The sequence below is a fragment of the Kyrpidia sp. genome, from assembly GCF_023512215.1.
Taxonomy (GTDB): Bacteria; Bacillota; Bacilli; order Kyrpidiales; family Kyrpidiaceae; genus Kyrpidia; species Kyrpidia spormannii.
Genome location: NZ_JAILZZ010000005.1, coordinates 77,941 through 90,820, shown reverse-complemented (window position 1 = coordinate 90,820; position 12,880 = coordinate 77,941). Strand labels below are relative to the sequence as shown.

Here is a 12,880-nt window from a genome sequence, read left to right as displayed (position 1 = left end):
CCGAAGCCACGGATTGAGGAAACCCGAATCCCGGGGTGAATTGGGGACCAACCCGAGATCTGCCCCTTGGGTCGCTTCAGCGGCTTAAGCAAGCCTTGAAATACCTAAAATTTCCGTTAATATGTACGCGGAACCGGCCAAAGGAGCCTTTAGAAATCCGCGCCTTGTGGGATCCATGCGCACAATCCATCCCTCGAAAATCTCTTCGATTTCACGATAAAGAGACTTCGCAAAAAAGGCTTAAAGGCGGGTTCGCGCTTGTCCAAATCCTTTCCAAAGTTTCCGTGTGCTTGAATGGGTAAGAGAAAGGCGGTGGAATGCACCCGGCTATTGGACAATCAGGTCTGTAGATGGGATGATAGAGTTAATCGCAAAAACAGGTTCGAGATGCGAACTGTCGTGGGGGATATGAACATGAAAGCCTTCTATGCGCAGATCCTTCAATTGGACCCTATCCTGTGGCGAGCCGTTTTCAGCTTACTCGTTGTAGGTGCAGCTTTAGTTTTTCAGAAGGTGTTCGGCAAACTCGTTGTCCGCACGCTGATGAGATTCGCCCGAAAGACCAGCAACAGGTATGATGATGGTCTGCTTGCGGCTTTGGAAAAGCCTCTCCGATGGTTTTTGGTGGGGTTGGGGCTCTACCTGGCCGTTCTGATTTTTTATGAACCGCAACCTCGCTGGCTCGGTCAAGCCCTTCATACGTTCATCATCATTGTCGTGGCCCACGCATTGTTTCAGGTGACACCGTTGTTCTTGCATCTGGGCGGACACCTTCGCGTCCAGTTCGACCGAATTGTCGCACCTTTTTTAACCCGGGTGATTCGTTTTTTCATTGTGGCCCTGGCGGTCATGATGGTCGCCCAAGAGTGGGGATTTCAGGTAAGCAGCTTTCTGGCGGGGCTGGGATTGGGAGGGCTCGCTCTGGCGTTGGCAGCCAAAGACTCCCTGGCCAACCTTTTTGCCGGGTTTGTGATCATTACAGAGCGGCCCTTCAGCATCGGGGATTGGATTAAGACGCCTTCCGTAGAAGGAACGGTGGAGGACATCACCTTTCGGAGCACGAAGGTTCGCACTTTTGCCCAGGCGCTGGTCACTGTACCCAACTCCTTGTTAGCCGGTGAGCCCATTACCAACTGGGCTCGGATGGGGAAGCGCCAGGTGAGCTTTCATCTCGGCCTATCCTATCGAACCCCCAGAAAGAAACTGGAACAATGTGTGAAGGAGATTCGCGCCTTATTGCACGAGCATCCCGAAACCCACAATGAAACGATCTTGGTGAACTTTGACCAGTTCGGGGCGAGCAGTTTGGATATCTTTGTGTACTATTTCACCACAACCACCGTTTGGTCCGAGTATTTGCAGGTAAAAGAGGAAATCAATTTGAAGATCATGGAAATTCTCGAACGCCACGGAGTGGAGATCGCCTTCCCATCGCAATCGGTGTATTTTGAGACGCCACTCCAGATGAAACTGCCGGACCCCGAGGAATCTTCCTCCACTCCTTCCCCCGATGTCTCCTCTACATCGGTAGATCCCTCCGAGGCAGAGAGCACAGAAGAAAGGCGTACTCCCCTGCGGGGATAGTTCAGTGGACTCCCGATTACGCGGGAGAAACGATGTCTATCCTTGTCTATTCAACAACTTTATGTTAATATGAAGTTGTCGCCACGCCATGGGCTATATGGAAGTTGCCTGGCGAAAAGGGCTTGTTGAAGGCTGTGCGGCATCGACATGAGGCATAAAGGGGTGTGAAGATGTTATCACGGGGTCTGAAACGGATAATGGGTCAACGGTTATTGCGGAGGATGGCTGCGGGCATGTTCAGCATAGCGGCTCTCCTCTCGCTGACTGCCTGTGGTGCCTCCAGTTCGCCGCAGGGCTCGGGGACAGGGGATCTGCTCGATAAGGTGAAGTCGTCCAAGGTTTTGAGCGTGGCAGTGGCCAGCTTTCCACCCCTGGAGTATCAGGATCCGGCAACTCAGCAGTGGTCCGGCGTGGATATTGACATCCTCAGCAAATTCGCTTCGACACTGGGGGCAAAACTGGAGGTTCATTCCATGGCTTTTCCTGCCACCATCCAGTCGGTGGCCTCGAAGCGAGATGACATCACTGCGAACATCTTTAAAACGCCGGAGCGCGAAGATGTGCTGACTTTCTCGAATCCTGTGATTAAATATGTAGAAGGAATTATTGTAAATTCCGACTTTCCGCGAATTCCGGCGGCCACGGTGGAAGGGCTACAGGGGAAAAAGATCGCCACCGCCACCGGCACGGCTGAACAGGCCTTCGTCCCGAGGATTCCCGGAGCGGTGAATCAGTCCTACAACAGTGTCAACGAAGCGTTTCTTGCCCTGTCTTCCGGGCGGGTGGACGCGACGTTTCAACCGGTGATGTACGCCGAGTGGGCGGTGAAAAAGAATCCTTCTTTGCACATTAAGGTTCTGGGACCCGTTCCGGAATCGATTACAGGAAAGGGGAACCAGGCACCGGCCGGGTACTATGGCGTGGCGAAGGGAGATTATTCGAAGCGATTTTTGGATGAACTCAACAAGTTTCTGGTTCAAGAACAATCGAATGGAGGCTTGAAACAAATTCTTGAAAAATACGGCTTGACGGATCCTTCGTATCTCGCAGGACTAGGAAATCAGTCAGGAAGTTGATCGCGCCATCCGCGAAGGCCGCCCAAGCCGTCCTGATGGAAAAGGCGTTTTCGGGAGGGAGTCATGCAATCGCTTTTCGGGCTTTGGCAGCGTTACGGGGAATCTTTTTTGCACGGCATGCTGGTCACCTTGGAGTTAACGGTGGCCTCCCTGGTCGTCGGGCTGGTGGTGGGCGGGGTACTGGCCTTCATGAGGATGAGCAAGATCGCTCCCCTCCGGGCGATCGGGGCCGTGTATGTAGAAATCGTCCGGTCGACGCCGGTGATTGTGGAGTTGTTCTTTGTCTATTACAGCTTGGCACAGATCGGGATTATCATTCCGGGCGTTGAAGCGGCGGTGATCGTACTGGGGGGATTTTATGGGGCGCTGTATTCCGAGATCTTTCGTAGCGGCCTCATGAGCGTGGATTTCGGTCAGCGCGAAGCCGCCGAGGCTTTGGGACTCCGCCGGAGAACCACGCTGTTGCGGGTGATCGTCCCCCAGTCCCTCCTCGCGATCTTGCCGCCGGGCACCAGTGCGGCGATCGATTTGGTGAAAGACACGGCCTTGGTGATCACCATCGGGGTGGGGGAACTCATGTATCAAGCGTACCAGGCGGGCAGCGAAACCTTTCAGTATACGAACGTCTTTTTGATCGCTGGGGTGCTGTATTTTATCGTCTGCTATGGATTGTCCCTGACAGTAAGGAGGTGGGAGCGCCGTGTCAAGGCAGCGGGTGCTTGAGATTCGAGGTCTGACAAAGCGATTTGGGGATCACACGATCCTCAAGGATATCGACCTCGATGTCGAGGTGGGCGAAGTGGTGGCGATCATCGGCCCCAGCGGGGCCGGAAAGAGCACGCTCCTCCGTTGTGTGAACTATTTACAGCCCTTTGAATCCGGCACCATCCGGGTGCTCGGCCATATGCTCAAGGGAACGGACAGCGGTTGGAGCCCCAGTCACCGGGAGTTGACGGAGATCCGGAAGAAAGTGGGCATGGTGTTTCAACGGTTTAATCTGTTTCCTCACCTGACCGTTCTAGAGAATATCATCCTCGCGCCCATGGACGTGAACAAAGTGTCCAAGCAGGAAGCCATCCAGGAAGCCCGGCGCCTCTTAGACTTGGTGGGTCTCGGCGATAAAGAAAATGCCTATCCGCGCAACCTGTCCGGCGGACAGCAACAGCGGGTGGCGATTTGTCGGGCTCTGGCCATGCACCCGCAAATGATGCTCTTCGACGAGCCCACGTCCGCTTTGGATCCGGAGTTGGTGGGCGATGTCCTGTCGGTCATTCGGCAATTGGCCGCCGACGGTATGACGATGTTGTTGGTGACCCATGAAATGGCTTTCGCCCGGGATGTAGCGGACACCATCGTGGTGATGGCCGACCAGCAGATCATTGAGTCCGGCCCGGCGCGGAAATTGTTATCCAACCCTGAACACGAACGGACGCGCACCTTCCTGCGGCGGGTATTGGATCATGGCCCGGCTGACGATGTCGAGCCGGCCGTCGTAAAATCTTACCAACTCAGTCCCCAGAGGTGACGCCGGTGGAAGTGGTTCTTCAATACCTTGGCCCCATTGGGCAGGGAATGCTCGTCACCGTGGCGCTTACCGTCTTAGGGACGGTGTTGGCGCTGATCATCGGCCTCTTCGGAGCGCTGGCGCGCCTGTACGGTCCTTGGCCCCTGCGGGCGGTGGTGGGCGCTTACGTGGAAGTGATCCGTGGTACGCCACAGATCTTACAGTTGTTTGCGGTCTTTTTCGGACTGACCCAATACGGGATCCAATTGGACGCTTTCACTGCCGCGGCGATTTGGTTATCGGCCTACGGAGGTGCTTATGCAGTGGAGCTGTTTCGGGCGGGGCTTCACAGTATCCCCCACGAGCAGCGGGAGGCTTCAGCGGCCCTGGGGATCAGCCGCTGGACGACCTTGCGAAAGGTCATTCTGCCCCAGGCTTTGGCGACGATCCTGCCGGCGATGGTGAGCTTTCTCGTCCTGCAAGTGAAAAACTCATCCCTCGCCTTTACCATCGGCGTGATGGATATCATGCGCCGGGCAGAGCTCGGGGTGAATGCCACCAGCCAGGCCACGTTGCTCTATCTGATGGCCGTTGCGGCGTACTTTATCTTGAATTTTCCTTTGTCCCGGCTGGGGATCGCTCTGGAGCGGCGGGTGGCCCAGTACCGGTGACGGCGGCGGAGCTCTTCGGGGCTCGGACCGCCATTTTTTCGCCCGGATTCGTTTACTTCCCGGGCCGTCCTTTGCCCGCCTCTTTGAGTCCGCCCGCCAAAGATTCCAACACGTCTGGTTGCAGGATGCGGAGCTGCTCCCCCTGCACCTGGATGACTCCCTGTTTTCTGAGCAAACTCATGGCCCGGTTTGCCGATTCCCGGGTGGTGCCCACCCATTTGGCCAGTTCGTAATGGGTGAGGGGAAAGGACATCACATATCCTTCCGCGTCGACCCGCCCCCATTCCAAGACCTGTTGCCATAAAGTCCACGCCACCCGCTCCAGAACGGAATGCTGAGTCAAATTCTGAAGTCTCGCCTGAAGCTCGCGGATCTTGCGGCCCTGAACCCGGATGAGGGCCATGGCGGCATCGGGGGAATCGAGCACCAAACGTTCCAACTTTTGGCGGGTCAGGGCCACCAAATCGGTATCCCGAATGGCCTGGGCGTGGGCCGGGTAGGTCGTCTCGTCAAAAAAACCCGCATGGGGGAACATTTCGCCGGCTCCGAGAACGGCCATGATCTGCTCCCGCCCGTCCACGTCGTAGATATAAATTTTCACGAGCCCCCGGGACAGAAAAAAGACCCGTTCAAGGGGGTCGCCCTGATGAAAAATCATGCCCCGGGAAGGAATGCTCAAAGGTGTGCAGAAATTCTCCACTGCCTGAAGTTGCTCTTCAGGCAGGTGTTCAAACAGGGGAATCCGCTGTGTGATGCCCATGATGATCACCGCCTTTGTCCCAACGATATCGAAAATCAGTCCTAAGGACAACGGGCGGGAAAGCTCATTGTAGGCGGGGTTGTGATGGGGGTCACGGAAGGTCGAAGTGTCCCTTGGTATCCTCAAAATAACCGGGGGAGAGAGGCGGCGGTGTTGCCTGGGTTTGATGAGAAATTGCACCACGCGGGGGCGGGGACGATGGATGGAGTCCGGGGGGCCGGTGCAAGGGCCGGGGCTAGTGAAGGGCTCGGGCCGCGGTTTCGCATCACTCGAGTGTATATGATCACGGGGCTGGTTTTTCTCGGGGCAACCTGGGCTCTTCTCGTTGCGGCTGCTCCGGCCATCGCCCAGGGGGCGTGGGCCGATTCGTTCCCATTGGCGGCGATTCATCTGTTCGTCGTGGGATACGCCTTGACCACCGTCCACGGGGCGCTCTTGCAGATTACGCCGGTGGCCTTTCAGGGGCGGCTCTACTCGATCCGACTGGGGTATATCGAGTACGTGTTGATGGTGCTGGGGGCGGTGGCGATACCCCTGGGATTTTTGTGCCGGCTGTGGATGATCACGGCCATAGGGGGACTGTTCGTCCTCGGGGCTTTCGCACTGTTGCTTTGGAACCTGGGTTGCACGGCTCGGACGCTCAAAAAGCGCGGAGAAGCGCTTCGGTCGGCGTGGGTGTTCATCTTTTTGCTTGCGGTGCTGATTCTCGGTGTTGGAATGGCCCTGGGGGTGCCTCTCTTAGGTCGGGCGAGCCTTCTCCTCCACATGGTGGCGGGAGTGACCGGCTGGTTCACCACCCTGATTCTCATCTTGAGTCCCCGCCTGATTCGTCTTTTTGTCTCCTCCCGACACCCGGGGCTCGAGCGAAGGGGCCCGGAGCTTGGTCTGATGGCAGGAACCCTGCTGATCGCGATAGGGGTGTCCCTCGTTCTCGCCCCCGGGCCGGGAGCCGGCATGGGTCTGTGGGGCGTCGCCGGGAGCCTCTCGGTCGGGATCGGATGGGTCCTGTACCTGGTGGCTTACGGATTGTTACTATTTCACTTATTTCAGCACCTTCGGTACAGGCGGCGTCGAGATCTCGAATGGGTGATCCCTTGGATAGCGGCGGGGCTCGCGGCTGGCTGGCCCGTTACGTTAGCCTGGGGGGCTGTGGCTTTGGGGGCGGAGGCGTCGGGGCGCACGGTGGGGCCGGCGTTTATGGGCATGATGCTGCTTGTGGTTTTCGGCTTTCTCGGGTGGGTGATTGCTGCATATATGGCCAAAATCCTGCCATTCCTGCGGTGGATGAGCAAGTACGGCCATGGGCTCGCTCCGGCGACTCGCCGGGCCCCGGGGGAGCGGCTGGTGGGAGTCCGGGATATGATGCCGCAGGTTCCCACCGGAGTGGCCTTGTTGGGTTTTGCTGGCGGTGCTGTTTTACTTGCCGCGGGTTCCTGGAGTGGCCGGGAGGAGTTGGCCTGGATCGGGGCGGTGGTCGGGGTATTGGCGTGGCTGGTCTACGCCGGGGCGATGTGGGCGGTGTACCGGCGATGACCGCAAGGCCACGGCGAATCTGCCCACGGAAGCTTATGTGCCATAAAATCGTCCGGTTCTGTTCAAGATTTTCTCGCCATCCCGGCGGTGATCCCTCTGTATGAAAGAGACCGAGGCGATAGACTGGAGAAAGAAGGACATGACGCGCGGTGCAGACCGCGTCGGGAGGGATACGGATGCTGGGGTTGACGAGTTTGTTGACGGAAGAGCCGGCGTTTGGGGATGGACTGCGCTATGTGGAGGGCGCCCGGCGGTCGCGCACCGGGGTACGCCCCGGGGCAGGGCCCGTGGTGGTGTGGGAGATCACCCGGACGTGTAACTTGCAATGCCAGCACTGCTATGCCAATGCCGGGCCAGGACGGTTTGAAGGAGAGATGACCCACGAGGAGGGCCGGGCGTTTATCGATGATTTGGCGGCGTTCAAGGTCCCGGTCTTGTTAGTTTCCGGAGGCGAGCCTCTTTCCCGGCCGGATGCCCTGGAGCTGATGGAATACGCGACCTCCAAGGGGATTCGGGTGACCCTGTCCACCAATGGCACGCTCATCACTCCGGAAGTGGCCCGGGAGTTAAAGCGTATTGGGGTGGGATATGTCGGTATCAGCATCGACGGGACACCGGATGTGCACGATCGGGTTCGGCGCCGGGCCGGGGCTTTTGCCCGGGCCATGCGCGGGGTGCGGAACTGCGCCGAGGCGGGGATTCGGGTGGGCATCCGTTTTACGATTCACAAGGATAATGTCCACACCCTGCCCTTTGTGCTGCAGCTTTTGGAGGATGAGCCTTTTGACCGGGCTTGCTTTTACCACTTGGTGTACAGCGGCCGGGGGGCGGCGGAGCAAGACATTTCGCCGGAGGTCACCCGGAAGGTGGTCGGGCAATTGATCGACCAGGTGGAGGATTGGCACCAGAGGGGAATTGACAAAGAAATCCTCACCGTGGACAACCACGCCGACGGGGCGTATCTCTATTTGCACATGCGGGAGAAAGATCCGGCCCGGGCTGAGGCCATCCGCCGGAGGTTGCGCATGAACGGGGGCAACCGATCGGGGATCGCCATCTGTCACGTGGATTATCAAGGGAACGTCCACCCGGATCAGTTCACCCAGCATTATACGTTTGGAAACGTTCGGGAGCGTTCCTTCGGAGAAATTTGGTCAGACGAGAGCCACGATCTGCTCAAGGGACTCAGGGATCGGGGAGAACGGCTTCACGGGCGGTGTAAAGATTGCGTGTTTTACGACGTGTGCGGGGGCAATTTTCGCACCCGGGCCGAGGCGGTTTACGGGGACTTTTGGGCTTCGGATCCGGCGTGTTATTTGACTGATGAAGAGATTCACGACCAGGCGCTGCGGGGGGAGAGTGCATGAGGGGAAGCCGGGGAGAGGAAGGGGAGAGTTGGAAGGTGCGGGATGGCGTGGGGTTTGGGACCGAGGAATCCAGGATTCCCGGTCCCGCCCCGCGGCCTTTTTCGCTGGATTATGCCACAACGCCCTTTCTGGTGATCTGGGAGGTGACCCGGGCGTGCAGTCTGCATTGCCTGCATTGCCGGGCGGATGCGCAGTTTCGTCGGGACCCCCGGGAGTTGACCACGGAAGAGGGGTTTCGGCTTCTGGACGAGTTGGCCGAGTGGAAGGTCCCGTTGGTGGTGCTGACCGGGGGAGACCCGTTTGAGCGGCCGGATGTGTTCGACCTTGTGCGGTACGGGGCTGAGCGGGGGCTGCGCATGTCGGTGACCCCGAGCGCCACGCCCCGGGTGACCCGGGAGGCTTTGGAGCGGTTGAAGGAGGCCGGGGTGATGCGGCTGGCCGTGAGCCTGGACGGGGCACGGGCGGAAACCCACGACCGGTTCCGGGGCACGTCCGGTTCCTTCGCCCAGACGATGCGGATTCTAAAAATCGCGGCGGAGCTAGGGATCGAGCGGCAGGTCAACACCACGGTGTCCCGGTATAATGTCGGGGAGATGGAAAAGCTGGCCGGGCTGGTGGCGGAGAGCGGAGCGGTCCTGTGGAGTGTCTTTTTCCTCGTGCCCACCGGGCGGGGGCGCAAGGAGGACGCTGTAGATTACGCCACCCAGGAAGGTCTCTACCGTTGGCTGGCGGAGCTCGCGGACCGGGCTCCCTTCGACATCAAGACCACCGAGGCCCAGCCCTATCGGCGGGTTTTGGTGCAAAGGCGCCAGATGATGCGAGGAATGGAAGGCGGGTTTGGGACCGGTGGGGGGAAACCGGGTGGAACCGAGGCGCGGCGGGGTGTGTTCGGCGGATCCGGGAGGGCGCCCCGTGGCGTCAATGACGGGAATGGTTTTGTGTTTGTGTCACACATAGGCGAGGTGTATCCCAGCGGGTTTCTGCCGATCCGGGTTGGCGATGTCCACCAGACCTCGCTGCGCGAGATTTACCGGGATTCATCGGTGCTTCGGGCATTAAGGGACCCCGACGGTTACAAGGGCAAGTGCGGGGTGTGTGAGTTTCGCCGGGTGTGTGGAGGATCCCGGGCCCGGGCGTACGCGTTGACCGGGGATTATTTGGAGAGTGATCCCAGCTGCCCCTGGGTGCCCGCTGTCCTGAGGGACGCGGCGGAAGCCGGTGGCGGGGTATGACGGCCGAAGGTGGAGGGCGGCTGGCTCTGATACGCGGGGTTGGTCGTGGCGGCAGGGCAGCATTATCGTTGGGAAAGGAGTAGGGCAATGGACCGGGAGGAATGGGAGGCGGTGATGGAGTTGACCGCCCCGGAGTTCCATACGTTTTTATTGGAACATCGGGTACTGGCTGAGCGGATGGAGGCGGTGCGCCGGGATCGGTCCCCGGAGTTGTACCGCTTGGCCCTCGGGGAACTCGGGCGGGAAATCGATCATCATTTTGTCTATGAGGAAACATTAGTTTTGCCCAAGGTGGAACGGTATTTTCCCTCGGCGGTGGCCGGGCCGGCGGTGAGGCTGCGGGAGGAGCACGATTTAATCCGCAGGCGGCACCGGGAAGTGCTGGCGGGGATGCACTCCCGGGCGGGGACCGGGGATGTGGCCGGGCCCTGGGGGGAAGCTGTGCGTTTACTAGCATATTTGGTTCTGCGGCATATTGAGAAGGAGGATCATTATTTTTTCCCGATGATCAGCCGAATCCTGACGCCGGAGGAGCGGGCGGAGGTGGCGGAGGCGCTCGCCCGGGCGAACCGCAAGATGGAAAAGGCGCCCTGAGGGGAACCCAGGGCGCCTTCGGTCGGGGGACTGTAAAGGCTCCTCGACTGCCTTACCCTCTCGACCTAAAGACGATATTGTTCTTGTATTAGCGGCAAGAGGCCTACTTTGGCCAGTCGATCGACTGGCACCAAGAATGTGGCCGTCACGACACCAGGGTGCCGGCCGATCTCGATCGAACCGGTGATGGTGGCGCGGTTCTTGACCTCGGGAACAGACATGCCGAACAAGCGGGCCGCTCGTTCGAGCGCGTTGTCCGTAGCGGCGTTCAACGTTGGACCGCTGCCGACAACGGAGACCGGGGCCGTTTCCTCAATCGCGTCGAATCCCCACTTGGTCGCCTGGGCTTTCGCCAGCGCCTTTTCCGATTCAGTTAACGGTCGGGCGAGATAAGGCAGGTCTTCTTCGTTAGGGATCAGGATCGGCCCCTCAAGATTTGCGCCTTTGATCACGTGAACTTGTAGGGTGACCACCCCCGACACATCACACGTATGACCTGCGATTTCACCGTCGCCTTGTAAGGCGTGCATATCACCCAGATAGACTCCGCCACCGGGGACTTTAACCGGGCAAACCAGGATGGCACCTTCCCGAACCCTGGCGATGTCCATGTGTCCATCGGTTCGGGCCTCATCCAGTTCTTCTTGTGTCAGGGCATATTGGTGAGGGGCGCCGAGCAAAAATGATCCAAAATCCCCGGCATTGTGAGAGTCGGGCATCGGCCGGGACGGCGTGGTCCCCAACTGCCCGAGAAACGGTCTGACTCGGGCCACCGCCCCAACAATGTCGTGGGGTGCAAAGGTTACGATAGGATTTTGAATCGAATGTTCCGGGGTGGCCATGAATTGCCGTCCATTTGCTGCGATCCGTTCAGCCGCACCACGGGGTAGGGTGACGCCAAGTTCGTAGTTTTCGTCGAAGGCGATCGTATATCCGTTGGTGAATTGAAATGGTGAGGCGTCAGCCCCACAGTTCGTACAGCGGATCGAATGAGGGCCGATACCTTCGATGCGTGTTTCCGGATACATCGTGCCACACACCGGACATTTGGCTGCGCAGAACGGGTCCCCGAGGAAACTGCCTTCCACCGTACGGTCGTTTCCGGACGCGGTTGCTATGGAGGTGACTCGGATGGACTGGATACGGATTGCGATAGCGTCTCCGACCTCGGCTCCAGCAACAAAAACTGGCTGGGTCACCTCATGGCCACCTCGGATGGCCGGCGTGATCATGGGTCCCCAACATCCCGGGGTTGTGTTGGCCACAATGTGTCCGCCGTCCCGTACAGGCCCCAACATTGGCTGGTTTGGGTCGAGCACTCCATTCGTAAATGTGTTCACGAACACGGTCGGACTACCCTTTGAGTCGTTCATCGGCGTGTCCCCTCTCGTGGAACCAATTTATGATACTTCCTGTCTTGTACTTTATCACAAAAATATAAGACGTAGGGGCCTTTGGATTCCGATCTCCAAAGGGCAATATGGTATAGTAAACTCACCGGAATTTATGATATGCACCGAGGAGGCGACGGATGTGGAGGTGCTGGAGGCGATTCGGCAGCGCCGCGAAGTGACGCAGTTTCTGGATGCGCGGGTGGAACCGGCGGTGCTCCGGGCGGTGGTGGAGGCGGGATATCGGGCTCCCACGGGGAATCACCTGATTTCCAGAGAACTGATTGTAATCCAAGATCGCGGAATTTTGACTCGGTTGACCCAAACCACGCCGTATATGCCCTGGTTGGCCGGCGCTGCGGCGGGAATTGTGGTGACCGGACGGCCGGATGTGAGCAAATATTGGGTGCAGGATGGCTCCATCGCCTGTGCGTTTATGTGGCTCGCGGCGGTGGAGCAGGGGCTGGGGATGGCTTTTGGTGCCGTGTACCACGCCCAGGACGCCGAGGAATCGGCCCGCCGGGAGGGCTATGCCCGGGAAGTTCTCCACCTGCCGGATGATCGGCGGGTTTTGGCGATCCTCGGGGTGGGCCGGCCGGCGGCGTGGCCGGAGGGGAAACCGCCTCATGCCAAAGAGCAGGTGATTTTCCTCAATCGCTTCGGGCAGTCCTGGCAAGAGTAGAGAACTGCGGTAAAAGAGTAATGGAGTGTAAAAGATGGGAACGATCCGTTTGAAACGCGCATACGAACCGGCGGATCTGACGGACGGGAGACGAATTCTGGTGGATCGCCTGTGGCCCCGGGGCCTGTCCAAAGCCGAGGCGAGGATCGATCAGTGGATGCGGGAGGTGGCCCCAAACCCTGAGCTCCGCAAGTGGTTTTGCCATAGGCCCGATCGATTCCCTGAGTTCCGCCGTCGGTACGAGGAGGAGTTGCGGAGCGATCCCGCACATCGCAGGTGTGTCGAGGAGATTCTGCAGGCGGCGGAGCGGGAGACGGTCACCCTGGTTTATGCGGCCAAGGACGAGGTCCATAACCACGCGGTGGTCTTGCTGAATTGTTTGCACCATTGGCGAGAATAAAAAGGATTCGCGGCTTCGGTGTCGAACTAATTAAAGAGGCCAAAGGCAGTGGGAAGGCCGGGGTTCTGGCTGAGGCACCGGTGAAC

Annotated in this window: 13 protein-coding genes; 11 read left to right on the top strand and 2 right to left on the bottom strand. The window is 58.9% G+C overall.

Annotation, left to right across the window (positions count from 1 at the left end):
* Positions 1-414: 414 nt before the first annotated feature.
* The 5 genes from K6T64_RS03735 to K6T64_RS03715 all read left to right on the top strand — a co-directional run bounded on the left by K6T64_RS03735 (position 415) and on the right by K6T64_RS03715 (position 4,835).
* Positions 415-1,584 (top strand): mechanosensitive ion channel family protein, encoded by a 1,170-nt coding sequence (locus tag K6T64_RS03735; protein ID WP_288008601.1) that lies wholly within the window; start codon positions 415-417, stop codon positions 1,582-1,584.
* 221 nt (positions 1,585-1,805) lie between these two features.
* Entirely contained in the window at positions 1,806-2,660 is an 855-nt protein-coding gene (locus K6T64_RS03730; RefSeq protein ID WP_232796613.1) for a substrate-binding periplasmic protein, read from the top strand.
* A gap of 63 nt (positions 2,661-2,723) precedes the next feature.
* A complete protein-coding gene (locus K6T64_RS03725; RefSeq protein WP_100668454.1) occupies positions 2,724-3,383 on the top strand; it encodes an amino acid ABC transporter permease in 660 nt (219 codons plus the stop codon).
* The gene (locus tag K6T64_RS03720; RefSeq protein WP_288008600.1) at positions 3,361-4,185 is read left to right on the top strand and encodes an amino acid ABC transporter ATP-binding protein; all 825 of its coding nucleotides are present in this window, start codon (positions 3,361-3,363) and stop codon (positions 4,183-4,185) included. The genes K6T64_RS03725 and K6T64_RS03720 overlap by 23 nt, the downstream gene beginning before the upstream one ends.
* A gap of 5 nt (positions 4,186-4,190) precedes the next feature.
* A complete protein-coding gene (locus K6T64_RS03715; RefSeq protein ID WP_288008599.1) occupies positions 4,191-4,835 on the top strand; it encodes an amino acid ABC transporter permease in 645 nt (214 codons plus the stop codon).
* A 52-nt stretch (positions 4,836-4,887) separates the two neighbouring features.
* Here K6T64_RS03715 and K6T64_RS03710 read toward each other — a convergent pair whose 3' ends face one another.
* The gene (locus tag K6T64_RS03710) at positions 4,888-5,595 is read right to left on the bottom strand and encodes a Crp/Fnr family transcriptional regulator (RefSeq protein WP_288008598.1); all 708 of its coding nucleotides are present in this window, start codon (positions 5,593-5,595) and stop codon (positions 4,888-4,890) included.
* An 84-nt stretch (positions 5,596-5,679) separates the two neighbouring features.
* Here K6T64_RS03710 and K6T64_RS03705 point away from each other — a divergent pair, with 84 nt between their 5' ends.
* The 4 genes from K6T64_RS03705 to K6T64_RS03690 all read left to right on the top strand — a co-directional run bounded on the left by K6T64_RS03705 (position 5,680) and on the right by K6T64_RS03690 (position 10,321).
* Entirely contained in the window at positions 5,680-7,128 is a 1,449-nt protein-coding gene (locus K6T64_RS03705; protein WP_288008597.1) for a hypothetical protein, read from the top strand.
* Between the two features lie 176 nt (positions 7,129-7,304).
* Positions 7,305-8,495: a radical SAM/SPASM domain-containing protein gene (locus K6T64_RS03700; protein WP_170086231.1), complete on the top strand. Its 1,191-nt coding sequence runs from the start codon at positions 7,305-7,307 to the stop codon at positions 8,493-8,495.
* On the top strand, positions 8,492-9,727 hold the full coding sequence (locus K6T64_RS03695) for a TIGR04053 family radical SAM/SPASM domain-containing protein (protein WP_288008596.1): 1,236 nt from the start codon (positions 8,492-8,494) through the stop codon (positions 9,725-9,727). Before K6T64_RS03700 ends, K6T64_RS03695 begins: the two co-directional genes overlap by 4 nt.
* A gap of 87 nt (positions 9,728-9,814) precedes the next feature.
* Positions 9,815-10,321, top strand: coding sequence for a hemerythrin domain-containing protein (locus K6T64_RS03690; RefSeq protein ID WP_288008595.1), 507 nt, complete (start codon positions 9,815-9,817; stop codon positions 10,319-10,321).
* A 65-nt stretch (positions 10,322-10,386) separates the two neighbouring features.
* On the opposite strand, the gene K6T64_RS03685 is transcribed toward K6T64_RS03690, so the two are convergent.
* Complete coding sequence (locus K6T64_RS03685; protein WP_288008594.1) at positions 10,387-11,694, bottom strand: acetamidase/formamidase family protein; 1,308 nt, start codon at positions 11,692-11,694, stop codon at positions 10,387-10,389.
* A 160-nt stretch (positions 11,695-11,854) separates the two neighbouring features.
* Here K6T64_RS03685 and K6T64_RS03680 point away from each other — a divergent pair, with 160 nt between their 5' ends.
* Both K6T64_RS03680 and K6T64_RS03675 read left to right on the top strand, forming a co-directional pair.
* Positions 11,855-12,394: a nitroreductase family protein gene (locus tag K6T64_RS03680; protein WP_170086228.1), complete on the top strand. Its 540-nt coding sequence runs from the start codon at positions 11,855-11,857 to the stop codon at positions 12,392-12,394.
* 34 nt (positions 12,395-12,428) lie between these two features.
* Positions 12,429-12,794 (top strand): DUF488 domain-containing protein, encoded by a 366-nt coding sequence (locus K6T64_RS03675; RefSeq protein ID WP_170086227.1) that lies wholly within the window; start codon positions 12,429-12,431, stop codon positions 12,792-12,794.
* The last annotated feature ends 86 nt before the right edge of the window (positions 12,795-12,880 follow it).